Genomic DNA, 24,179 nt, shown 5'->3' with positions numbered 1-24,179 from the left:
TTCTTTATGATCTTTTTTATCGTCCAATAAACAACTGGTTGGTCATCACATTCGCACTTCCGCTGCTTTGGTAGCCTTCTACAGTAAATGCCGTTTCATACATTCTGCCCATTGGCATCCCTAAGCTTTCCCATTTATTAAAATGCGCACTGACGGAGACCGTTCCGCTTGTACGCTTTGTTTGACGTACACTCCAATATTGCTTGAAGGTCGCGATCCCGATAATGGAAGGCTGATTGACGCGGGTCGTTTCATAAATATCATATGTGCCCCCGTCTGCATAAAATGTTCCTTTATGTGTTCCTGTTGGACGATACGTGCCCCATGAATCAACAATGTAGTATTCTGCTAGTGGAGATTGTGTCCAGCCATAGACACATAAATAGGAATTCCCGCCTGGGTTAAAGTTTGCGTTGTAATTGATGGAGATGTTGCCAAGTTGATGATGAGTTTTAGTGGAATCAAACTTCTTTCCTTTCCGAAATAAGGCATTTCCGATATTGTTCCAGCCTGCACTAAATGCCCCGCCGTTATTGAGTGTCATCGATGTATTTCCATAATCCTTCCATAATTCATAATCGTAGCCGCTATGGTTACCCATTTGATTGTTGGTAATCGTCATTGCATGAGCTGGTACAGCAGTCAGTATAAGCGTTAGTCCAATGCACATCACAAACAATAGCCTCAATCTTTTGAAATTCATTCTTTATTCCTCCCTTTTTTCATCAGTATTGTTCTGTCATCCCTATGATGAAACGAGCCCATCACCTCCTTTCATGTAACGACTCTCTGCTAAATGGAACGATACTGCTTTAAATCGACATGTATGTCTCTTGTTTTTGTATAAATGCTTTGATACAAACGAAATAGATGGGCATAGACATCAACACGCTGCTGATTTGGCTCATATACGGCCGCTTGATGGATAAACTGATCAGCACATGCTTCAAGTGATGGATACCATCCGCAGCCAACCGCTGCAAGCATGGCTGCACCTAAAGCAGGCCCTTGTTCATTTTTTAACTGGATGACCTCCGCCTGAAAAATGTCTGCTTGCATTTGAAGCCATGTTTGACTTCTCGCCCCGCCGCCAATGGACACGATAGAATCAATTCTTTTTCCTGCCTGCCTAAATAAAGCAATTGATTCATTTAACGAAAAGGTGATCCCCTCTAGCACAGCTCTAACCATATGCGCCCTTTCATGCCTGCTGTCTAATCCAATCAAGCTCCCGCGAATGATTGAATCCGCATAAGGCGTTCTTTCCCCAACTAAATAAGGGGTAAAAAGCAATCCATTCGCCCCGGGCGCTACATCAGCCACACCCTCTAAAAGCGCTTGGAACGATTCCTCTGGAGCCAATAAGGATTTTGTCCAATCAAGGCTATATCCTGCTGAAAGAGTGACACCCATCGTATAAAAAGCGTCTTTTTTTGCATGATGAAACAAATGCAAGTTTCCTTGCAGCTCTCTTTCGTGGTCCTCTTCGTAGGAGAGAATGACACCGGATGTGCCGATGCTGCATAACGTGTGACCGGATGACAAAATACCAGCACCGATTGCCCCGCACGCATTATCTGCTCCCCCTGCAAAGACTTTCGCACCTTCTTTGATCCCAGTCTCCCGTGCAACTTGCGGCAAAAGTGTACCGACCTCCGCCTCTGATGAGACAAGCGGCGGGCAAATTTGAGAAGGAATATCAAATGCCTGACAAATCTCCTCACTCCACGTCTGTTTTCCGATATCTAACAGTAAAGTGCCAGCCGCATCTGAATAATCAATATGAATAGCGCCGGTTAATCGAAATCTGACGTAATCTTTCGGGAGTAAAAACAAGTCGATTTGTTGATCAATATTTGGTTCATGTTCCTTCATCCATAATAATTTTGGCAGTGTGAATCCTTCTAGCGCCTGGTTTTTAGTGATCTTTTGCAGCCGGTCTCCTAGCTTTTTTGTGATGCGTGTACATTGCTCTGTCGTTCTTGTATCATTCCACAAGATTGCGGGGCGGAGCACTTGGCGTGATTCATCTAATAAAACCAAACCATGCATCTGTCCAGAAAAGCTGATGCCTTCTACTTGCCTTGAATGAGCAGGCTGCCTCGCCATGAGTTCTCTCATTGCGGCAATCGTCTGCTCAACCCAATCCTCAGGATGTTGCTCACAATATCCTGGTTTATCTTGAATGAGGCGGTAAGGTTTAGAGGTTTCGCAGCACACCTTTCCATTCTCATCTACTAATATCGCTTTGACTCCGCTCGTTCCAAGATCAATTCCCATCACATACTTCATCTTTTCACTCCTTCAAAACAGGTCCGCCTATTCAATCAATTTTCTAACAAGTATTGATTCAATCGTGCTTTCAACTGTTCCTCTCTTCCCGATTCGTTTCTGATTAAAGGATGCTTCAAAGCATATTTTTCTAATGTATGAAAGTTTGCTTTTCCTTCTGAAATGTCGCGTCCAATTCCTTCAGAAAAGCTACGGTATCGGTGTTTGATCACATCTTCAAACACACGATCTTCGATGAGTCTATGAGCCACCCGCAGCCCTTTTGCGAACGCATCCATTCCCGCAATATGGGCATACAAAATATCTTCAAGTTCAAAGGAAGCTCTTCTGACCTTTGCATCAAAATTGAGTCCTCCAGTTCCAAGTCCGTCATTTTGCAGAATCTCATACATGGCCAGTGTTGTGGCATATAAATCGGTTGGAAATTCATCAGTGTCCCAGCCTAGAAGCGAATTTCCTTGGTTCGCGTCAACAGACCCGAGCAGTCCATGAATTCTTGCTACACGTAATTCGTGCTCAAATGTATGACCAGCTAGTGTCGCATGATTGGCCTCAATATTTAATTTAAAATGTGAATCTAATCCGTATTGCTTTAAAAAGGCGATAGATGTCGCTGCATCTGAGTCGTATTGGTGGGTTGTCGGCTCCTTTGGCTTTGGCTCAATTAAAAATTGACCGGTGTACCCAATTTCTTTTGCATAATCAACAGCCATGTGCAAAAAAGTCGCCATGTGGTCAAGCTCTCTTTTCATATCTGTATTTAGCAGTGTGTCGTAACCTTCTCGTCCTCCCCAGAAAACGTAATTTTCTGCGCCGAGGTCTTTTGCTGTTTCAATTCCTTTCTTGACTTGCGCGGCCGCATAGGCAAATACATCTGCATGACAAGATGTTGCAGCGCCGTGTACAAACCGTGGATGCTTGAACATGTTGGCAGTGTTCCACAGCAGCTTCACCCCGCTTTGCTGCATGTAATCTTTCATTCTTTCTAAAATGATGTCTAACTGTTGGTTCGTCTCTTGAAGCGTGTCTCCCTCAGGTGCAATATCACGGTCATGGAATGAAAAATATGGAACATCCAATAGGTCAAAAAGCTGAAAAGCCACTTCTAATCTAGCTTTCGCCAAATCCATTCCGCTATAGGAATCCCAAGCTCTTTGCATCGTACCCGTTCCAAACATATCTGTTCCATCAGCAGTCAATGTGTGCCAATAAGCGACTGAGAAACGCAGGTGGTCTTTCATTGTTTTTCCGCCAATCATTTCGTTCGGATTATAATATTTAAAAGCGAGTGGGTTTTTTGATTGTTTTCCTTCATATTGAATTTTGCCGATTCCCTCTAAGCTGTGTAAGGATTTCATATTTGATTTGACCATACTTGATTCCTCCTATGAATTCACTTTGTAAGTTGATTCAACAAACTAACAATCAATCTGTCATCAAATCTCTTTGAATTTTCCATATTTTTTTAGTTTTTTAGAAATATTTTCGTTATAATAAAGTTAAAATCATTCTTCTCATGAAATATATTCTTAAAAAAGCACCTTTTTTCAACTTAATCTAAAGACGAAACAAATGGAGTGGATAATGTGGATATCGCTGATCAGAACTTTGTGAAAAAAATAAATCAAAAGCTATTACTAAAAGAAATCCTCCAACATGCGCCAATCTCTAGAGCGAAATTATCTGAACGCACTGGTTTAAATAAATCGACTGTTTCTTCTCAAGTGAGTACGTTAATGAAAGAACATCTCGTCTATGAACTCGGTCAAGGTGAATCTAGCGGCGGGAGAAGACCTGTTTTACTCATGTTTAATAAACGTGCTGGCTACTCGATAGGCATTGATGTCGGTGTTGATTATGTCAATGGCATTTTAACAGACCTTGAAGGGTCTATTCTTCTTGAAGAGCAGCTCAAGCTCCCATCCAGTTCACCTGGTGTGACCACACGCATATTAATTGAATTGATTCAGCAGTTGATCTCACAAATCCCTTCTTCTCCATACGGGCTTATTGGCATTGGCCTTTGTATACCTGGGTTAGTGGATGCAGATGAACAAATCGTGTTTACACCTCATTCAAAATGGAAAAATGTTGACCTGAAAACAACACTCCAAGATACCTTCCAAGTACCGGTCTTCATTGAAAACGAAGCAAATGCCGGTGCATATGGCGAAAAAATCTTTGGTGCCGCTAAACACTATGAACATCTTATCTATGCAAGTATCGGCACTGGAATTGGAATCGGTATCATTATCAATCATCATTTATACAGAGGCGCATACGGATTTTCTGGTGAGATGGGACATATGACGATCGACTTTAATGGACCAACATGCAGCTGTGGAAACCGTGGATGCTGGGAGCTGTATGCATCTGAGAAAGCATTGTTTCAGTCACTTCAAACAAAGGACCAGCACGTATCCTATCAAGACATTGAACAGCTGGCGAAGTTAAATGATATGAAAACGCTCAATGCCTTGCGCAACTTTGGTTTTTACCTTGGCGTGGGTCTCACGAACGTCCTGCATACCTTTAACCCAAAAGCTGTTGTTTTAAGAAACAAGGTCATTGAATCACAGCCAACGGTTCTGAGTGTCATTCAAGACGAAGTATCTTCAAGAATGAATGCACAATTCAGCTCACGTGTTGAGCTGCTCCCTTCGTCATTAGGACACAACGCACCGGCGTTAGGAATGACATCTCTTGTGACTGAAGCTTTCCTGCATGATGCTACCCTGTCACAATGAACCGCTAACTGATAAAAAAAGACAGCTTTTAGAGCGTTGTCTTTTTTTATTTACCTGTTTCTTCATAGCGAAAATAGTTGAAATCAGCAGGCAGACGCTCGCCGCTTGTATCTTGGCACTGCATGCCGACAAATGCCCCTGTAAAAAATCCCCCTCCGCGAATGAAATCATCAGATAAATGGCTGGATTCAAACGGCACATCAATCTCCTCCCACTCTTTTTGATCAAAAGAATAAGAATATTTGTACGTGTCTTTCCGAACGGTCACTTTTAAATACACATATCTGACCTCGTCTGGAATGACGATTTTATTTGTCAACGGCTGAGAAAAGGTAAGGTTTTGACAGACAGATAATTCAAGGATACGACCAAGTTCCTCATCGTATGTCACCTGAAGGGCTGTCCAGTTTTCCGTATTATAATAATTCACAAGACCAGCAGCTTGCTGAAAATTTGCTGGAAAGAATGAAACAGCTGTCTCAGCTTCAAAATAAAAACTTTGCCAGCGCCTTGCAACAAACGCTTGGGTAAATTTAGACGTCAGAGACTCCTGACCGTATAGCCTTAAATGACGAGGGTTCTCCGTCAATGAACCAATCTGATTTGTAAAAGGGATTCTTAATGTTTGGAAATGTCTATTTAACACTGATTCTTTAAATTCATCGACTGTATGGTGCGTTGGAGAGAAGACCTTTTCACTTATTGCTGGCGCTTCAACCTCCAGTGCCCCTTCTTTCCCCCCCACAACATAAGGCCAGCCATCTTTCCATTCGAGCTTTTGAATCGCTGTCTCTCTTCCTAAAGGACACCAACCTCTTTGTTGAAAAATAGATTCCTTACTTGATCGAATCGGACGACCCGTGAGATGAGCCAAGTACCATTCATTTGTATGCGTTTGAACAATTGAGGCATGCCCGCATTTTTGAAGCGGATGGCTAGGCACATGGAAAGCACTTAAAATCGGGTTATCAGGATGAACCTCATAAGGTCCTTCAATATGTGAGGACCGGGCAATCGTGGCCGCATGCTCGTACCGGGTGCCCCCTTCTGCCGTTAATAAATAATAGTAATCACCGATGTGATAAAGATGCGGGGCTTCCGTCAGTTTAATAGACGTGCCTTTAAAAATGACCTTCCGCTGACCGATCAGTTTCTTTTCAGGCACACTGTATTCCTGCAAGGCAATGCCTGCAAAGGAATGATGCTTTTCTCTATGATCCCACAGCATATTTAATACGTATTTCTTCCCGCTTTGATCATGGAATAAAGACGGATCAAATCCAGAGCTATTGAGTCGAATCGGTTCGCTCCACTCGCCATCGACTTCGCTTGCTGTGACCAAATAATTATGACCATCCTTAAACGGACCATCCACTACTTTGATATCTGAATAGATGAGCCAAAACTGGCCATCCGCATAGCTTAAGCACGGTGCCCATACCCCGCCAGAATCAGGATTTCCTTTCATGTCTAGTTGCGTCGTTTTTTGCAAAGGGCGCGCAACGAGCCGCCAATGGACGAGATCCTTCGAATGATAAATTTGAACCCCCGGAAACCATTCAAATGTAGAGACCGCAATGTAATAATCGTCTCCTACACGGCAAATACTCGGGTCCGGGTTAAACCCTTTTAGCACTGGATTGGTAATCTTCATTGAACTCCCTCCTCTTTAAGATGACACTACATTTTGAAATCATCGATATGATCGACATACACCTGATCTCTATTCTCTAGCTCCCTCACGACTTTTTGATGTTTTTCTTCATCCAGGTTATAAAAATTAATATCAATCATCGCTAAAATAAGTAAACATACAGGAATAACCGTTGTGGTGATTAAAATGCCAAGTAATGCTTCTGGTGTTTGTATTTGGTTCGCTACATAGCCAAATCGATCGAGTACAAGCCCTGGAACGATTCCGCCTAATGCCATGCCAAATTTAAAGAAGAATCCAATCACTGCGTAGATGAGCCCGCCCATCCTTTTCCCTGTTTTATATTCGCCATATTCAACAGTTTCAGGAATGAGCGCCCACATGTAAGCACCTGCTGTAATACTCCCAGCAGCAGCGACGAGTCTGAAAATAAGGATCAGAACAATTTGACTCGGCGGTATCACAAGTAGAGCAAGAAGACCTGCGATATTCAGCAATAATGAATAATTCAGCAGTTTTTTCTTTCCTAACAGCTTGTGTAGCCGCGGAATAAACGGCAGCACCATTAAAGCTGGTAGGCTGCCAATGAGTCCGTACCACTTCACTAAATCTTCTCTGCCAAGGTTATATGTCACATAATAGATTCCTACCGAGTTGCTGATTGAATTCACGCCAAAAATAATGATAAAGAAAATACTTAACACAACAAGCGGACGATTCACTCGTAACTGGACAAAGATATCGGTGAACTTAATCTTTTCCTCTGGCTTTTGAAGCGTGACACGTTCATTCGTGCTTTTAAAACAGAAAATAAGCAATGCGCCGCCAAGAACGCCGAGAAATGCCATCGTCATCTGCCAGCCAAGTGCTGTATTTCCTGTTGTATCACCTAAATAAGTCGCAAGAAAAGGAACAAAAAAAGCAACAACCAAACCGCCGAGATTTGCAAAAACCATACGAACAGACGTAATGCTGACAACCTCTTGGTTATTTCTTGTCATTGCGGATGTTAAAGCCCCATAAGGAACGTTAATGAACGTGTATGTAAGTGATAAACCGACATACGTGATGTAGGCATAAATGAGTTTGCCCATAGCGGAAAAGTCAGGTGTTGTAAAGCAAAGGATTGCGAGTACCACAAAGGGAAACGCACCGAATAACAAGTAAGGTCTAAACCGGCCAAAACGGCTGTTCGTTCGATCAACCATTGCACCAATAAATGGATCCGCCAGCGCATCGATGGCGCGAACAACCAAAAACATCGTCCCTGCTGCTGCCGCTGATAAACCATATACATCTGTATAAAAAAATAATAGATACGTAGAGACAGTTGCATAAATTAAATTACATGCGAAATCTCCTGAAGCATATCCCACTTTTTCAGACATACGAATCTTCTTTAAATTCTCACTAACCATGAGCGTTCTCCCTTCTTCACTTAGCCTCTTCTAACGATCAGATGATGCAGGGCAGCAGCAATCATTACATAAATATAAAGCGCTTTCAATTCGTTGCAAAAATGAAGCTGAATCTCTCAATCCTTCAGCTTAGCCCACATACGCAGTCAATCATTTGAATGATGGAATCATCCCCTTTAGTGAACGGATAAACAGGTAATCACCATCTTAGTTTATTGCCTAAACAAACTAAGATGAATTCATTTTATAAAATCTGATCTGACTTTTCAATATATTTCGAAAAAATAATCCAAATAATTGATATCTTGTTATTTTTTCTTTCATATGAGGATCAATATCTTCTAAAATGGCGATAAAATAAGAAAGGCATCATTTAATCATTGCAATTTAACTCATCCCATGCTATATTAATCAAGCGATGAGCTGAATTGTGTAAGTCGGGTAACACGTCTCTTTGAGACACACACGAATGTGGCGTGTGGTTATTCCGCCTCAATACGCAAAAGACATCTTCTGTTGAAGATGTCTTTTTTCTTATCCTATTTTTGTCCCATTTTCAACCGGCTCATCTGTGGCAAGCAAGACAACGTCTTCTTTTGACGGCATGCCTCCTAAGACAAGCACTTCTGATTTGAACCCTGCGATTCTTCTTGGCGGGAAATTGACGACTGCCACGATTTGTTTGCCGATAAGATTCTCAGCGGTATAACGTTTTGTCAGCTGTGCACTAGATTGCTTTAGACCAATTTCGTCACCAAAATCAATCTTTAGTTTCAATGCAGGTACTCTGGCTTCTGCAAAAAATTCTGCTTCTAATATTGTCCCAACACGAATATCTAACGCCACAAACTGTTCAATATCTGCCATATGAATCTCTCTCCTCTTCATTTAAAGGTACAAGCACACAATTCCTCTTCTGCTAGATGTTGTAGCACATTCAATTTATCAAAAAACGGGTTCACAAAGCCGAGTAAGCGCCAAAATCACTCACCAGTTTACATAATGAATTTATTGTAGTCTATTAAATGTTTGCATCTTGAAAATGAATTCTGTAAAATGGCAAATAATCCTACTGCTTCCTCTCGAATATTTCAGGGAGGGTTAACACTTGTTTACATTATCAGATATGTGGACGTTTTGCTGGTCGTTTTTCGTCATTCTTCCTATCGTTGCCATCCTGCATCAGTTAGGCCATATTGTGGTCGCATGGATGTTTGGGGCAAAGGTTTCTTTTGCTCTTGGCAGAGGCAAAAAAGTGCTGAAAATAGGTGTAGTTGAAATTAGACGAATCTATTTTCTAGATGCGTTTTGCCATTATGAAGAAATGAGAAAAAATAACCGTTTGTCGCACATTCTTGTCTACTTAGGCGGATCATTATGCAACCTGCTCAGTGTTCTCATATTGAATACTATGATCGCCAATGATTTCCTGCCAGAACATCAATTTTTCTATCAATTTGCTTACTTCTCAGTCTACTATGTATTTTTTGCGCTGCTGCCAGTGCAGTATGCAGATCATCATCCGAGTGACGGGCAAGCGATTGTGAACATCATTCGGCACGGTGAACCATGTGACATCATTGACTAAAATAGATGACTCTCGCTGTCAATATGATACTGAATCGTTAAAAAAGGAATACCGAGTAGCTTCATTTGATGAACCGCTGTGAGACTTTCTTCTGTCTCCGGTTTCATATGAAAGCTCTCTTCCATTGGCAGTTTCATGGTGATAAAAGGCGTATGCAAATACAATCCTTCGTCACCGGTACTGCCTTTTGGACATTTGCTTTTTAATAGAAAGTCTTCCTGCTCATTAAAAGGTTTTAAAATGGCGGTAAGCTGTGAATACGGAAGCGGCAAAGCAATATTCATATAACCCGCATCTGCATCATGATGATGAGCATAAAGCGCAAAAAAGACTTGCTCACCTTTCTCATTATGACGAATCCACGCACGCACATTCTCTCTTTCTTCCTTAGGGTGTTGAAATCTGTAAAGGCTTCCCAGCATTTCATACGGAATACGAGATGACCCCAAATATAGCTGACCTATTTTTTTAAAAACTGGTTGAAGTAAAAAGACAAAAGGCCTCACCCACCAATGAAAACAGACCGCTGCTTTTAACGTAAATTGCATGGGGTTCTCATAAAACCTGCGAATAATAGGTGATACCCTTTCAGCTGAAAACGTCTTTCCATTTAATTCTGCAAGCGAATCTACTAAACCTATCTTCTCGCTATCATGCATTCTTTCATTTTGAAAAGACATCAACTGAAAACGACCGTGTACCCTCGAAATCGGAAATCCCTTCTTGTTCAATTGATCAGCCGGCTTTTCGATCAACCATCCAATCAGACCTGGTAAAATAACAAAACATGCGTTGATACTACCATGGAACCAAATCATTTGATCAATGCTTATGTAGGTCACGCGCATGAGCATGCCAGCAGAATAAAGAAGAGATAACACGATGGTCCCCATTAACATACAGCTAGAAAACACAACCAGCCCTTTTGCCACAGTTGAACGAAAGCCTGTTTTCATACAAAGGATTCCATACACGTAAAGTGCAATCACATAAAGAATGACGCTGAACGTATCAAACAGACGAGAAAAACTAATCCCAACAGCAATCATCACAGGTGACAGCAAAATCACCCATCCACCCACTTTGTATAACATCGTCTCTGTTTTCCGCTGCCTCCCTAATAACCCATAAAAAATCGGGATAAAAAAAGCGGAGTAATGAAAATGAATAGCGGTCAAAAGAACAATAAGCGGCGAAAATGTCATCACTTGTATGTCTGCCGTGTACAGCCAAAACCAAATCCCACCTAAAGCGATATACATAAACGCACCATCTATCATCAGCTCATGCAGTGGAAAGGTTCCTCTTTTCAGCAAACGAGTGAAGCCAAATAACGCCAGAATGATGGTATAAAAAAACCATCCCAATGCTAGCCAAGCGGAATGATAGATGAATGCGCCGGTAGCACAGAGAGCAGCTAATGGAAAGGCTTTCATGATAAAGCCGATAAGCCCCTTCTGCCGCTTCTTTCCTTCCTGATCGAAAAAGTGTAATACAGCGGGAAGAAAAAATAAAATCGCAAGAAGAACAAAGAATTCTGCGATCGGACCTGTCACCATACGGGTGGCGAGAAAACAAGACATAAAGATCATGCTAGACGTCACATGCCATTTATTCATCATGAGACACCCTTTCAGTAAACCGGCCTTTATAAGTAAAAAGAGTTCCAAAAAGGCGATTTTTCACATGCACATCAATTGTATACTCACCTGCATGTTCGTCGTAGCTTTCCGTTACATCTGACACACCATAAAGCCACGAAGGCAGCGGCCACTCCCGTCGTAACATCAAAAACTTTTGCTTACCGGATTGAATGTGCAGACATCCATTTTCCGTTACTGTAAAATGAAGCTCTGACATCAGAAGTCTTGGTTTTCCAAAGTAGTCTAGTACTTTATGACTCTTCTGATCAATGATCATATCTGCATCAAAATGTCTTTCCTTCTCAGAGAAATAGAACGTACGAAACCAGTGCATGCCTTCCTCTCCCTTTCTTGTCATAAAGGGTTCGTTCACAATTCGAAAGGGAATGTTTTTCCCTCTCTCAGGGAAAAAACAGCGAAACAATGGACCTATTCTGAATAAAAATCGGATGAGCTTCGTCCCGCCGCCTATTTCATCCATAATCCCTTCGGCAGTAAACGCGCGGTTGTACCGCTCTTTTAATTTCGGATGCAGCTTATCGTAATCCTTTACTTGGTGATGATGAACGACCATGTCTACCTCCCCTTTTTCGTTTGATCGAAAACACATCTACACAATCTTTTAAATTAATCATTCCTGCAATCGACAAAATGAAAAATGCACTCACCACAAGCGGCTCATGAAGGGTCGTTTCTGGGGATAGGATTCCTATACAAAGCATCATAAGCAGAAAAATGCTTTGCAAAATGAAGAGATATTTCTTTGGTAGCTTAGGAATCAGCCATAATACGCCTAAAAGGGCATAAAACAAACGAAACCCGGTGCTATGATCAAAAGCAGAATGTGAAAAAGGAATGATCGCTTGGCATAACCAGACGATAGCAAACAGCAAACAAATCCCGTAATGAGCAAGTGTTCTCTCTAGCAGCAAACGGGGATGTGTTTCCTTTTCAAGCCACGTCTTTAATGCCCCAAAACTAAAGGCTGTCATAAAGCCTATCATCGGCCGAAAAAAAAATCGATCTGCCCATTTCCACCCTTTTCCTTCTTTCGTTTCATAATCAAATTGAGTTTGAAACACAATGTGATCGTTCGTTTTCATGTACTTCCAATAGCCGCCACCTTCTTTAATGAAAGATAAAGGATGTGACGATTTGAATTTGAGCGAGGACGCTCTTTTATCACGCTCATCCATCACTCTTGTTCGATACGCTCCTGTCCCTGTCACACTTATACCGAATCCAAGATGTTTTTCATACAAGAAAGTTTGAGGCTGTTCATCTCTAGTTTCATTTAATGAAATGGTTGAAAATCGCAAATCCCACTGTTCATGAAGCTTTGGATTTTGCGTATATTCCCATACTTTCTCTATAGGTGCATGAATGGTTGTTTCCACATAAACAGGCTTTCTTTTCATCTGCCTCTACTCCCCTATGTGAATTATTTCACATAATAAGCATACCATGTTTCACAAAACTGTCAAATCTTTATTGGTTTTCTGTCAAAAGAATTTGGTCTCCACATTGCCATCCCCTTCATGATATCCGTTCACTATATAAAAAAAGACCTGTCAATGAGACAGATCTTCTTTTTGCTGTACGCCTGCGATATAAAGACGGACCGCATAGCTCACACTATCTTCAAGCTGTTCTTTTCGTTGAAATCCCTTTTTATTTGAAATGTCTCCAAAGCCGTGCAGTAAGCTTCTGAGCCCTCTTACTACATGCGTCATTTCATCTTCTTTTACACCAAATCGTGACATGATGGATTGGACAAACTCAGTAAGGCGCTCGGCAGCAACACTCACTTCTTTTTCATTCATCTGTGAAAAGGCGGCTTCATAAAGACCTGGATGTTCACGGACAAATTGAACATATTGTCTTGCAAAGGCTAAAACAGCGGCTTCTTTTTCTAGCCCTTCCGTTACCTGAATTCCTTTTTCACAAAGCATTGACAGCCCTCTAACTGAGAGAGCCGCCTGAATCTCATGAAGACCGGATACATGATTATAAAGGGAGGGTGGTCTGATGTTCAGCCGCTTAGACAATGTAGCAATTGTCAAAGCGGAAAATCCCTCTTCATCAACAAATTCAGCAGCTGTATCCATGATCTTTTCTTGCGTGATACCCATTCTTGGAGACACGATTTACTGCCTCCCTTTCTTTAACTGATGCTGCCTTTTTGTAATGGCAGCTTGAAGCTTTGCATGAGGTTTCATGATAAGATCACCATGTCCTACTGCAAGACAGGATAAGGGAATTGCCAGCAATTTTCCGGCACTTTTGAGTGCTGTTTCTGCATCCCAAGTGGCAAAAGCCGGGAACGGGAAGGTTAAGCGAAACTCACCCGTTACGAATAAACCGCCTTTTGTCACAAGTGCATCTCCTGCAATGACAACCTCTGACCTTTCATCGTATAAAGAAATGCTTCCAGGTGTATGTCCTGGTGTTGCGATGACTTTAAGTGACCCAATCTCGTCCCCTTCTTCGACAAGCACATCTGGTTTTGTGTGAATGTCTTTTGAAAAACTGCCTTTAATTTTTTGCTGAGGTTCACCAGGAAGCAAGGAAAAATCACCTTCAAAAAGGAGGGCATCGCGTTTTGATAAATAAACGACTGCCTCTGGAAAAGCCTTTTTCACTTCATCTAATGCACCGATATGATCCATATGACTATGAGTGAGAATAATCTTGTTGATTGGCTTGTCTTTTTTGTGCGCAAATTCAATGATCGAGCTTGCTGCCATTTTTAAAGCAGCATCAATTAATATCAGTCCATTCTCTTCCTCAAATACATAGCAATTTACCGGAAATAGACGCGGCATCAATGTGAGCTGGTGAAGGCGATCAAAAGTTGTCAATCTCATCATGTGTCCTCCTAAAACTAATATCGTTAGTTTTATATTAACTAATGCTATTAGTTTTAGCAACTATTTTTTCATCGACCGCAATATAAATATCGATTTGCGCTTCTTTTGGATCAATAGACCTTTCATCGTACCATTCAAAATCCCCTGTATATGTGCGAAAATAGCGCTGATCCCAATTCCAAATCTGCTGCCATGTTTCAAGCACAACTTCTTCAATCGGTCCCTTTCTCGTTCGAAATCTTGCGTACGTGGACGGGGGAATTTCTTTTACATGTTCTAGATGCTGATCCACAAAGTGTCCCGCTGTGAATAAATAAGAGCCATTTTCATCTGTTTCATAATCTGAATACAGCCCTATGACTGGGGCTTGCCCGCCATGAAGCTGCTGCGCAAAGAATTGCTGCCAAAGAGGTGCAATCTTCCGCTCTTTTGTCAGCTCCATTTCGTTCGTTGTTCGAACAGATAAGCCTTTGATCAAATATTTCTCTAATGTCACGATATCGTACATACATTCTCATCTCCTTTTTTCCATCATATAAAAAGAAACCTGACAACACTGTGTCAAGTTCCTTTTCTTTTGAGAAATTGTTTCAACTGGAGATCAAATGCTTTCTGAACATGCTGCGGGGAGATAATGTCGACATCTGGTCCTAAATGGAATAGGAAACTATATAACCAATCATCTTGAGGCAGGCTGATTGTTGCAAGATAGGTTCCGTCTGAACATACGATTAATTCGTTCTCATCCACCCACTCCTTCACTCTGCCAACTGATGCTTCAGTTAACCTTAGCATCAGTGTGCTGACTGAAGGTTCTTCGTGCCAAGAGTCATTCCAAGGCTTCTCTTCGTTTTTGATCCTTTTCGGTTGGAAAAATCCTGAAATGGTGATGAGGTCTGTCATTCTTGTGAGTTTGAACAGACGAAAGGCTTTTTTCACACAACAAAACGCATACAAATACCAATGCCTTCCTTTTAAGACGAGCGTATAAGGCTCCACTTTCCGAGGAAGTGTTTCTCCTTTCGCATTGCGATAGGTAAGCTGAATATATTGGTGCTCTGAGGCAGCTGTATGAATCAGCTGGAGCTTCTTCTCTGCCTGGCTGTCTTTTCCCCAGGAGCTTAAATCAATGAAGATATGGTGCTGTTTTTCGTTTTCATCTGTTTGAGACGGAATCAGAGATTTGATTTTTTTCAGTACATGCTCACTTTCTTTAAAGCTGTATGCACTCGTCATGCTTTCAAGGGCTGTTAAAATGAGCTCAATGTCATCATCGGTGAATAATTTTTTCTCTAAACGATAGTCGTCAACAAGTGAAATGCCTCCGCCTGCTCCTTGCGTTGTCACAATAGGAATCCCGGCTTGATTGATGGTATCAATATCACGATAAATGGTCCTCACGCTCACTTCATGAAGTTCAGCGAGCTCTTTCGCTTGAACTTGCTTCTTGCTAATGAGCAGCATCACAATAGATAAAATGCGATCAATTTTCATGACTTTTCCTCTTTTTCATAAATGTAGGTTTTGATTTGATAAAAAAAGAAAGAATGGTAAAGATAAGTAACAGCCAGCATTCGTTTACATCCCTGCACGTGCAGGAGGAGGTTGCATCATGACACATAACGTGTGGCAGTTGTTCATGATTGGGATCATCATATTGATCTGCATGATCATTCGAATGAATCGAATGAGACGCTATCAGCTTGTGCGCCCAGTAAGTCTTTTGATGAGAATGTATGTATTTGGTTTCACTGCCCTTATTCTCCTATCAGAAGGATGGCAAAATCACAGTATTTTCATCTATGCCGCCATAGGCATGATCTTCGGTAGCAGTCTGGCCGTTCACGCCTATCAGACGATTCGCAAGAAAGAAGAAAATGGCCGGCTTTATGTCAAAACGAGTAAATGGATTGAAAGCTTCATTTTATGTTTGTTTTTATCTAGATTTGCCTTTAAATTGGTTGAGCTGACAAAACACTCTATGACGAAGATCGATGTCATTGAATTGTATCAGCATATAGTGAGCGACGATGCCTTGACCATGCTCAGCTTTTTTCTGCTTGCTGCTTACTATATTGTTTTTTCTTATCACATGATGAAAGCAAATAAAAGATCAACTCATGTGCATCATGCATAAAAACCTTCCTATATGAAAGTAGGAAGGTTTTTTATCAATCATGCTGTGCATGGTGAATCATTTGTTCAAGCACTTCCATCACATGCTGATCTTCAGGACTGTAGAAAATCGAGGTCCCTGCTCGTCTAGATTTCACGAGACGAAGGTTTTTTAAAAAGCGCAGCTGATGAGAAACGGTTGATTGCATAAGATTCAGTGTTTCCGCGATATCATTTACCGAGTGTTCACCTTGAGACAGCAGGTGCAGGATACGAATACGTGTCGGGTCCGATAAGGCTTTAAATGTTTGTGAGACAAGAAATAGACTTTCTTCGTCCAGCTCCATCCGCTCCTGCTCTTGATTTGTATTCAGTTCTTCCTTCATTTCGCTTCACCTTTCTTGTCAGTCAAATCACGACTTATTCTATGTATCATCATATACCAAATCGTACGGCGTGCAAAGCTTACACACCTTTAGAAAAAAGATTTATTCAAATAGCATTGACACTTGGTAGCATTCTTTTTAAAATGAGCATTATTTATTCATTTTTTTAGAGGAGATGATAGGCAAATTGACTGAAGAGCCAAGACTAAAACGCAGCCTGACTGTCTTTCCACTTGTTGTGATCGGGCTTGCTTATATGGATCCACTTGTCGTATTTGATTCATACGGCATTGTTGCTCAGCTGACGAAAGGACACGTAGCTGCAGCTTATATATTTACTTTACTAGCATTACTATTGACAGCGCTTAGCTATGGGAATATGGTGAAGGCTTTTCCAAAAGCAGGATCTGCTTATACATATGCGCAAAAAAGTATTCATCCTCACGTCGGCTTCCTAGTGGGCTGGACGCTTTTGCTTGATTATTTATTTTTGCCTATGGTGAATTTTGCAATCGGAAGTGCTTATTTAACCGCAGCCTTTCCTGATGTACCTCATTACATTTGGATCATCATACTTGCTATCGCCATAACGACTGTCAATGTAATCGGTATTCGGCTTACAGCCAACATTACGGCGCTATTTGTTACCTTTCAGGTCATTGTCGCCGCCACCTTTGTTGGGTTTATTATTTATGGACTCACACAAAACGCAGGCAGCGGAGAATTATTCTCAGCCCGGCCTTTTTATTCAGCGAGCTTAGACCCGGCTCTTATTTTTTCAGGGGCGACCATTTTATGTTTTTCTTTTCTAGGGTTTGATGCGATTTCGACCTTGTCTGAGGAAACCATTCAGCCGAAAAAGACAATCCCTCTTGCGATTTTCTTAACGGTCGCCATTGGAGGCGTGCTGTTTACCCTCACCTCATATTTTTTACAGCAGGTGTTTCCAAATTTCCAGCAGTTCAAGCATCCAGGTGCGGCCTCACTTGAAATTGCGGAATTTGTGGGTGGCGCATTTCTCCACTCGTTCTTTTTAGCTGGCACGATGGTCGCTGTCATCTCTTCTTCCTTATCGTCACACGCGAGTGCAGCAAGGCTGTTATATGCAATGGGAAGAGATCAATCGTTACCGAAGCGTTTCTTCGGTTATATTCACCCGACATTGAAAACCCCTGTTTTTAATATTTTATTAATTGGTGTTTTCTCTTTAACCGCAGTTATTGGCGAGCTTGAAGTCATTTATTCATTTATCAGCTTCGGCGCATTGATTGGATTCACTTTTGTGAACTTGTCTGTTTTTGCGTACTATTTCGTCAGACATAAACAAAGAGGTGTACTGAACACATTGAGATATGCAATGATCCCTCTTTGCGGAACGGCCTTTTGTATTTGGCTGTTAACAAGCATTCATACAAATGCATTAATCATTGGAATGGCCTGGCTCATTATCGGTTTCCTTTATTTCTGCCACAGGCTGAAAACAAGACCTGAATTTACGTTTGGGTATGATTGATCATAAGGTTTTCACTTGGTATCCCGTGCAGGATGTGGCATAATAAAAAGGCTGTACTTCCCTTTTAAAAGCGGGGCAAAACAGGGGTGAACTGACCTTGAAAAAGAAAAAAACAGGATGTTTTGCCATTTCAGGCTGTTTCACGATTTTTCTGTTTGTTTTCGTATTAGCAGCCATTGTCATTTCCTTTAATCAAAAGGAGTTAAAAAAGCTGCCAATTGATACGGAATCAATTGTTTTGTCGAGATTGGATGATTACAAACCGCTTGTAGAAACGGAGTTAAGAGATCAAGATTTAGATCAATATACCGCGTTAATCCTCGGTATGATGTATCAAGAATCAAAAGGCAGAGGCGGAGATCCAATGCAATCCTCTGAATCTCTTGGTTTGAAACGAAATGAAATCAATGACCCTCAGAAAAGCATTAGACAAGGAGTCCATCATTTTTCGACCATGTACAAGCATGGGAAGAAAAAAGGCGTTGATTTGGAAACCATTATTCAAAGCTATAACATGGGAATCGGCTATATTGATTTTGTTGCAAAAAACGGGGGAAAACATTCCGAGAAATTGGCAAAGCAATACTCCAAAAAGCAAGTGAAACGAAACCCCGAAGTTTATACGTGTGGGGGCAACAAAGATAACTTCCGCTATCCTTATTGCTACGGTGATTTCACTTATGCTGAAAAAGTAAAAGAAAAAACGAAAACAGTTGAAGAAAAGATGAAATTGGCTTCATCATCCACACCATCATCGTAAAAAAAAGCACTTCCTTTAAGGAAGTGCTTCAAATTGTTGACAAAGGGCTAAAATGATCTTTATTTTAGCCCTTTGTCTTCTTTTCAGTGTGATAGAAAACCTTTGCAGTCTAGGAAGAACGAGTACCGGAGCGGAGCGAATTTGAGATTCGTGAGCACCGGCACGCAGGACTTACACAGAATGCGAGGGTTTGTCTACACGCTGAAGCACTTCCGTTTAGGAAGTGCTTTTCATTTTTTTATGAATGTTCCTTACCGATTTCCGGCAGAATCGTTTTTGCTAAATGTTGATCCATTTCCTCATAGTCATCATAATGAATCGTTTCATACAGCTCTTTTCTCGTTTGCATGTCCTTCAGCATTCCTTGCTGCGTGCCCTTCTCCATGATTTCTGTAAATAAACGCTCATACGCTTTTGCAGCGACTCTGAGTGATGACACAGGGTATATGACCATTTGAAATCCAAACATCGAAAATTCATCTGCATGATAATAAGGCGTCTTGCCAAACTCCGTCATGTTTGCAAGGAGCGGCCCTTGAATATGGTTTGAAGCATGCGTGAACTCTTCTGCTGTGATGAGCGCTTCAGGAAAAATTGCATCCGCTCCTGCTTCGACATAGAGATTGGCCCGGCGGATGACATCCTCCATCCCATTTACGGACTTTGCATCGGTTCTCGCAATGACCAAAAGTGATGGTGCCGCTTGTTTGATGGCTTTGATTTTCGCGATCATCTCTTCTACTGGAACAAGTGACTTCCCATTTAAATGCCCGCATTTTTTCGGCATTTGCTGATCTTCGATTTGAACAGCCGCTACCTTGCTCTCAACCATTTCTTTTGCTGCCCTTGCTGCATTTAATACTCCGCCATAGCCAGTGTCCATATCCACCAAAAGAGGCAGTTGGGAAGCTCGAATGATTTCCTTCGCTTTTTCAGCCATTTCTGTTGAATGGATCATGCCGAGATCAGGAAGTCCTTTGCTCGCGCAAAAGGCTGCACCTGATAAATAGAGCCCTTGAAAGCCCGTTTTTTGCGCATAGAGCGCAGACATCCCATCGTGAACACCTGGGATTTGAAATAGAGCTGATCTGTTCATTTGCTCTTTAAAGGCTGCGGCTAAATCAGCTTGACTCGTTTCATCATTCACGATCCACACGCTAGTTCCCCCTTCCTTATATCACGAATAAGTCCATAAATGCTGGTACTGTCGTTGTTTTTAATTGATTTGGATTTTCGCAAAGTGACACAATTTGATCGACTTGTTTTTGTGGAAATTTTGTCTTCAAATGATAGACCCATTTCTTTTCAAGCAGCGGCATGCCTTCCTGTCTTCTTCTGCGATGACCTAGCGGATATTCAATTTCGATTCGGTCTGTCATCGTCCCGTCTTTAAAGAAAATTTGAACACAGTTTGCAATCGATCTCTTTTTCGGATCTAAATAGTCAGCTGTATAACGTTTATCTTCCTTCACAACCATTTGATCACGCAAACGATCAATGACCGGATTTTGCGCAGTTTCTTCTTCATAATGATCGGCTGTCACCTCACCATAGATCAATCCAATGGCGGTAATATATTGCAAGCAATGATCACGGTCTGCCGGATTGTATAGCGGCCCTTTCTTGTCAATAATTCGAATCGCTGACTCATGTGTCGTAATTTCTACCCGGTCGATCTCATCTAATCGATTTTTCACAGCGTCGTGCAGCATCACAGCAGCCTCTGCAGCAGTCTGCGCATGAAATTCAGCAGGATAAGCAATTTTGAAAAGCACATTTTCTATGACATAAGATCCGAGCGGCTGAGCGAGTGTGAGTGGTTTTCCTTTCATTAGAACATCTTCAAACCCCCACTTCTCTGCACTGAGCGGCGTTTGATAGCCGATTTCCCCTTTCAGTGTCATCATCGCCAGTCTCACCCCGCGGCTTGTTGCATCTCCTGCTGCCCACGATTTCCTTGATCCTGTGTTCGGGGCGTGACGGTACGTTCTAAGCGGAGAGCTGTCAACAAAGGCTTGCGATAAAACATGCTGCACTTCTTCCTTCGTTCCGCCAAGCATCGCACAAACGACCACACTTGTTGCCACCTTGACAAATAAAACATGATCCAAGCCATTTCGATTCAGACAATTTTCTAAAGCAAGCACACCTTGTATTTCGTGTGCCTTGACAATCGCATGCAGTACGTCATTCATCGTGAGCGGTTCTTCTCCGTTTGCAAGCCGCGTTCTGCTGATATAATCACTTACAGCTAATATCCCGCCTAGGTTATCAGACGGATGTCCCCACTCCTGTGCAAGCCACGTGTCATTATAATCTAACCAGCGAATCATACACCCTATATCAAAAGCAGCTTGGACTGGATCTAACACAAACGAAGTGCCAGGCACTCTTGCTCCGTTAGGCACAACTGTTCCAGGTACAATCGGCCCGAGGTGCTTCGTGCATTCTGGAAAATTGAGCGCAAGCATTCCGCAGCCGAGCGTGTCCATGAGCACATACCGTGCCGTTTCAATTGCCTCTTTGCTCGTAATTTCTCCGTCCACTGCATAGGCTGCGATTTCTTCTAATAGCTGATCTGTTTGATTGACTACTGCTGTTTTATTCATGTTCATTCCCCCGTTTTTCCATCATCATTTGAGACTTTTAATCCTCTTGGCCCTAAATACCGTACTCTCGGTCTAAAAATACGATTATGCAAATGTTGTTCAATGACATGGGCAGCTAACCCGCTTGCTCTTGCAGCAAAGAAAATGGGTGTATAAAGTGAAATAGGAATTCCAAGCACATAATAAATAGGTGCGGCATAATAATCAAGATTCGGATAAAGGTTTTTCTGCTCTTTCATGTATGCCTCTCCTGCCACACACATGTCATATAGCGTCGTGTCTCCCTTTGATTCCGTAAGCGTTTTCAACGATTGCTTTAAAAGAGCGGCTCGCGGGTCCATTTTTCTCATGTATACTCTGTGGCCAAAGCCCATCATTTTTTCTTTTGCGGCTAATTTTCGTTCAATGAGCGCAAGGAATCCTTCCGTTGTTTTTCCTTCAAGAAGCATATGCATGACAGCTTCATTCGCTCCTCCGTGCAAGTCACCTTTTAATGAAGAAATGGCTCCAGTAAAAGCACCATACATGTCAGAATGTGTAGATGCAATGACTCTCGCCGCAAAGGTTGAATTCGGTAGCTCATGTTCACTATATAATGTGAGTGTTTGGTCAAAAGCGGTGATTTCATCTTCTGTCGGGGTGCGTCCTGTTAGCATGGCTAAAAAGTTTTCGGTGTAGGATTTGGTCTGATCTGAGGAAATAGCGGCGTCTTTTGTGAGAATGTGATAGCTTCCAGCAACAATGGCCGGCAGCTGGCCTAATAATCGAACGGCACGCCTTAGCTGGCACGCTTCTGATCGATCATGTAATGCTTCATCATACCCTGCAAGAGCAGATAAACATGTTCTCATCGCATCCATCGGATGAGTGGCTTTTGGTAGCTTGGTTAAAATGGTTTGAATGGTTGGATGTAAGTTGGTTTGAGAGGAAATGTCTTGCTGAAATTGGTGATATTCCATCGTATCTGGTAATTTTCCATAAATAAGCAGATAGGCTGTTTCTAGATATGTCTTGCTTTGTGCTAGCTCAATGAGGTCATACCCGCGAATCACAATTTCTTCTTGCTCCACATCTAAGTATGATATGGACGTTTCGCTTGCCACAATGTCTTCAAGCCCCGGTTTATACTGCAATTGTTCAGTCATCATATAACCCCCGTTTCGTTCAATTGTTGATCTCCAAACGAGCAAACGGCCAGAAATGATGTGAATCTATAGATGGGAAGATACCGTGCAAGTCGGATACCCAATTCCCATTTTATCCAAAGCACTTCATCTTGTAAATAAAAGAACGTATGTCCAGTGGGACATACGTTAGCTGTAGTATGGAGAAATCATGATATATACAATGACGCCAGTGAGGCTAACATAGAGCCAAAGCGGCATCGTCCAGCGGGCAATTTTACGGTGACGCTCGACCTGCATCTGTGCGCCTCTAAATAGAGTAATCAGTGCAAGCGGTACAATTATAGCTGATAGCACAATATGTGTAATCAAAATAAAGAAGTAAATTGGACGGATGATCCCTTCTCCTCCGAAGTGTGTATCAGCTGCCATTGAATGATATGTCACATACGAAATTAAAAAGACAAGTGTTGTTGAAAAAGCGGCAAAGATAAATCGTCTATGCGCTTTAATGTTCTTTTGTTTAATCATGATGAGCGCTGAAAGTAAAAAGATAAACGTAAAGCTATTCATCACGGCATTGAGTAACGGCAGAAATGTAATATCCAGATGACTAAATTTATCTGTTTTTGGCATTAAAAATAATAAAGCAATTAATCCGTTTATGGCAATTGTTAAGATGACAACAATGCCGGTGAAATTTTTCGGTTTTTGATTCTGTTCTTTCATGTTTGAAAACCTCTCTTTATTAGTTCCGACTAAGAGTATGTTAGTTAACTTTCTCTATAAAGTCAATAAATTCGCTATCTTCGTCGAATTTTAGACAAACTTGCCGATTGCCGGCCTTCTAGCGGCTTGAAAGATCCATCCACTTCCTTTAGAATGGAAATTTGTGTGGTTTTTATGATCTCTTATAGGAAAGGAGCAATGGACTTGTCAATCTTACAGGAAACAACCAAAGATGTGAAGATGTTAGAGAAAGAATTACAGCAATTGCAGTTCCAAATGTATCGAATGCAAGAAAATATGAAAGATATTTCGAAAAAAGCGAAGATCATTGGAATTGATCAAGCCAAAGAAGATGAGTGGATGATCGTCTCTGCCATTGAAAGTGCTGATACTTGTAAAATCATGTTAAGCGATTGTGAAAAAGCTTTTCGTGGACAATCTGATTTTTCCTTAATTGCGGAATATCCTGAAGAAGGAAAAATTCATATTGCCGATATTAAAGGCCCGCCAGACAATGGCTACGGCTCAATATGTATGAAGCATTTAAAAGAAATCGCAAGAGAACAGAACATTCCAGTGATTACTGGTGATCTCGTAAAAAGAGATTGGAATCATGTGGACCGCCTGATTCATTTTTATGAAAAACACCATTTTGAAGTCCAAATCAATTGGAAAGAACAAAGCGGAGAAATTTATTGGGTGGACAGCTAACGACAAAAACCAGCGTATAT

At 41.6% G+C, this 24,179-nt stretch carries 24 protein-coding genes; 6 read left to right on the top strand and 18 right to left on the bottom strand.

Annotation, left to right across the window (positions count from 1 at the left end; genetic code table 11):
• Positions 1–16: 16 nt before the first annotated feature.
• The 3 genes from BA70_RS05645 to xylA form a co-directional block, all read right to left on the bottom strand.
• Entirely contained in the window at positions 17–703 is a 687-nt protein-coding gene (locus BA70_RS05645) for a glycoside hydrolase family 11 protein (protein ID WP_034319321.1), read from the bottom strand.
• A gap of 89 nt (positions 704–792) precedes the next feature.
• Positions 793–2,292, bottom strand: coding sequence for a xylulokinase (xylB, locus tag BA70_RS05640; RefSeq protein ID WP_034319318.1), 1,500 nt, complete (start codon positions 2,290–2,292; stop codon positions 793–795).
• Positions 2,293–2,327: 35 nt separating this feature from the next.
• Positions 2,328–3,665: a xylose isomerase gene (gene xylA, locus BA70_RS05635; protein WP_034319314.1), complete on the bottom strand. Its 1,338-nt coding sequence runs from the start codon at positions 3,663–3,665 to the stop codon at positions 2,328–2,330.
• A 213-nt stretch (positions 3,666–3,878) separates the two neighbouring features.
• Between xylA and xylR the strand changes: the two genes are divergently transcribed.
• Complete coding sequence (xylR, locus tag BA70_RS05630) at positions 3,879–5,039, top strand: transcriptional repressor XylR (protein WP_034319311.1); 1,161 nt, start codon at positions 3,879–3,881, stop codon at positions 5,037–5,039.
• A 46-nt stretch (positions 5,040–5,085) separates the two neighbouring features.
• Here the strand turns inward: xylR and BA70_RS05625 are convergent, their stop codons facing one another.
• The 3 genes from BA70_RS05625 to csaA form a co-directional block, all read right to left on the bottom strand.
• Positions 5,086–6,693 carry a glycoside hydrolase family 43 protein gene (locus BA70_RS05625; protein WP_034319308.1) on the bottom strand — a complete coding sequence of 536 codons (1,608 nt, stop codon included), beginning with the start codon at positions 6,691–6,693 and terminating at the stop codon, positions 5,086–5,088.
• A 26-nt stretch (positions 6,694–6,719) separates the two neighbouring features.
• Positions 6,720–8,111 carry an MFS transporter gene (locus BA70_RS05620; protein ID WP_034319305.1) on the bottom strand — a complete coding sequence of 464 codons (1,392 nt, stop codon included), beginning with the start codon at positions 8,109–8,111 and terminating at the stop codon, positions 6,720–6,722.
• Between the two features lie 534 nt (positions 8,112–8,645).
• Positions 8,646–8,978, bottom strand: coding sequence for a chaperone CsaA (csaA, locus tag BA70_RS05615; RefSeq protein ID WP_034319302.1), 333 nt, complete (start codon positions 8,976–8,978; stop codon positions 8,646–8,648).
• 241 nt (positions 8,979–9,219) lie between these two features.
• Between csaA and BA70_RS05610 the strand changes: the two genes are divergently transcribed.
• Entirely contained in the window at positions 9,220–9,699 is a 480-nt protein-coding gene (locus tag BA70_RS05610) for a site-2 protease family protein (RefSeq protein WP_034319300.1), read from the top strand.
• Here the strand turns inward: BA70_RS05610 and BA70_RS05605 are convergent.
• The 7 genes from BA70_RS05605 to BA70_RS05575 form a co-directional block, all read right to left on the bottom strand.
• Positions 9,696–11,318 carry a YndJ family protein gene (locus BA70_RS05605; protein ID WP_034319297.1) on the bottom strand — a complete coding sequence of 541 codons (1,623 nt, stop codon included), beginning with the start codon at positions 11,316–11,318 and terminating at the stop codon, positions 9,696–9,698. The genes BA70_RS05610 and BA70_RS05605 overlap by 4 nt on opposite strands.
• Positions 11,311–11,916, bottom strand: a complete 606-nt coding sequence (locus BA70_RS05600) for a DUF4166 domain-containing protein (protein ID WP_034319294.1) — start codon at positions 11,914–11,916, stop codon at positions 11,311–11,313. Before BA70_RS05600 ends, BA70_RS05605 begins: the two co-directional genes overlap by 8 nt.
• Positions 11,879–12,760, bottom strand: coding sequence for a membrane protein (locus BA70_RS05595; RefSeq protein WP_034319292.1), 882 nt, complete (start codon positions 12,758–12,760; stop codon positions 11,879–11,881). Before BA70_RS05595 ends, BA70_RS05600 begins: the two co-directional genes overlap by 38 nt.
• 153 nt (positions 12,761–12,913) lie before the next feature.
• The gene (locus BA70_RS05590; RefSeq protein WP_034319289.1) at positions 12,914–13,486 is read right to left on the bottom strand and encodes a TetR/AcrR family transcriptional regulator; all 573 of its coding nucleotides are present in this window, start codon (positions 13,484–13,486) and stop codon (positions 12,914–12,916) included.
• Positions 13,487–13,489: 3 nt separating this feature from the next.
• Positions 13,490–14,209, bottom strand: a complete 720-nt coding sequence (locus BA70_RS05585; protein WP_034319287.1) for an MBL fold metallo-hydrolase — start codon at positions 14,207–14,209, stop codon at positions 13,490–13,492.
• Positions 14,210–14,246: 37 nt separating this feature from the next.
• Positions 14,247–14,720 (bottom strand): GyrI-like domain-containing protein, encoded by a 474-nt coding sequence (locus BA70_RS05580; protein WP_034319284.1) that lies wholly within the window; start codon positions 14,718–14,720, stop codon positions 14,247–14,249.
• A 53-nt stretch (positions 14,721–14,773) separates the two neighbouring features.
• Complete coding sequence (locus BA70_RS05575; protein ID WP_034319281.1) at positions 14,774–15,706, bottom strand: helix-turn-helix transcriptional regulator; 933 nt, start codon at positions 15,704–15,706, stop codon at positions 14,774–14,776.
• Positions 15,707–15,824: 118 nt separating this feature from the next.
• Here BA70_RS05575 and BA70_RS05570 point away from each other — a divergent pair, with 118 nt between their 5' ends.
• On the top strand, positions 15,825–16,349 hold the full coding sequence (locus BA70_RS05570) for a CcdC protein domain-containing protein (protein WP_034319278.1): 525 nt from the start codon (positions 15,825–15,827) through the stop codon (positions 16,347–16,349).
• Between the two features lie 34 nt (positions 16,350–16,383).
• On the opposite strand, the gene czrA is transcribed toward BA70_RS05570, so the two are convergent.
• Positions 16,384–16,713 carry a Zn(II)-responsive metalloregulatory transcriptional repressor CzrA gene (gene czrA, locus BA70_RS05565; protein ID WP_007500691.1) on the bottom strand — a complete coding sequence of 110 codons (330 nt, stop codon included), beginning with the start codon at positions 16,711–16,713 and terminating at the stop codon, positions 16,384–16,386.
• Between the two features lie 187 nt (positions 16,714–16,900).
• Here czrA and BA70_RS05560 point away from each other — a divergent pair, with 187 nt between their 5' ends.
• Both BA70_RS05560 and BA70_RS05555 read left to right on the top strand, forming a co-directional pair.
• Positions 16,901–18,226 carry an APC family permease gene (locus BA70_RS05560; protein WP_034319275.1) on the top strand — a complete coding sequence of 442 codons (1,326 nt, stop codon included), beginning with the start codon at positions 16,901–16,903 and terminating at the stop codon, positions 18,224–18,226.
• Between the two features lie 97 nt (positions 18,227–18,323).
• Positions 18,324–18,986: a lysozyme family protein gene (locus tag BA70_RS05555; protein ID WP_034319273.1), complete on the top strand. Its 663-nt coding sequence runs from the start codon at positions 18,324–18,326 to the stop codon at positions 18,984–18,986.
• Between the two features lie 238 nt (positions 18,987–19,224).
• Here BA70_RS05555 and prpB read toward each other — a convergent pair whose 3' ends face one another.
• The 4 genes from prpB to BA70_RS05535 all read right to left on the bottom strand — a co-directional run bounded on the left by prpB (position 19,225) and on the right by BA70_RS05535 (position 23,448).
• Positions 19,225–20,142 carry a methylisocitrate lyase gene (prpB, locus tag BA70_RS05550; RefSeq protein ID WP_034319270.1) on the bottom strand — a complete coding sequence of 306 codons (918 nt, stop codon included), beginning with the start codon at positions 20,140–20,142 and terminating at the stop codon, positions 19,225–19,227.
• A 16-nt stretch (positions 20,143–20,158) separates the two neighbouring features.
• Positions 20,159–21,595: a bifunctional 2-methylcitrate dehydratase/aconitate hydratase gene (locus tag BA70_RS05545; protein WP_034319268.1), complete on the bottom strand. Its 1,437-nt coding sequence runs from the start codon at positions 21,593–21,595 to the stop codon at positions 20,159–20,161.
• A 2-nt stretch (positions 21,596–21,597) separates the two neighbouring features.
• Positions 21,598–22,740, bottom strand: a complete 1,143-nt coding sequence (mmgD, locus tag BA70_RS05540) for a citrate synthase (protein ID WP_034319264.1) — start codon at positions 22,738–22,740, stop codon at positions 21,598–21,600.
• A 168-nt stretch (positions 22,741–22,908) separates the two neighbouring features.
• Positions 22,909–23,448 (bottom strand): DUF420 domain-containing protein, encoded by a 540-nt coding sequence (locus BA70_RS05535; protein WP_034319261.1) that lies wholly within the window; start codon positions 23,446–23,448, stop codon positions 22,909–22,911.
• A 204-nt stretch (positions 23,449–23,652) separates the two neighbouring features.
• On the opposite strand from BA70_RS05535, the gene BA70_RS05530 reads away from it, so the two are divergent.
• Entirely contained in the window at positions 23,653–24,159 is a 507-nt protein-coding gene (locus BA70_RS05530) for a GNAT family protein (protein ID WP_078061655.1), read from the top strand.
• The last annotated feature ends 20 nt before the right edge of the window (positions 24,160–24,179 follow it).

The sequence above is a fragment of the Bacillus zhangzhouensis genome, from assembly GCF_000715205.1.
Classification (GTDB): domain Bacteria; phylum Bacillota; class Bacilli; order Bacillales; family Bacillaceae; genus Bacillus; species Bacillus zhangzhouensis.
Note: the sequence above shows the minus strand (reverse complement) of the source record. Positions and strands in the feature narration are given on the sequence as shown.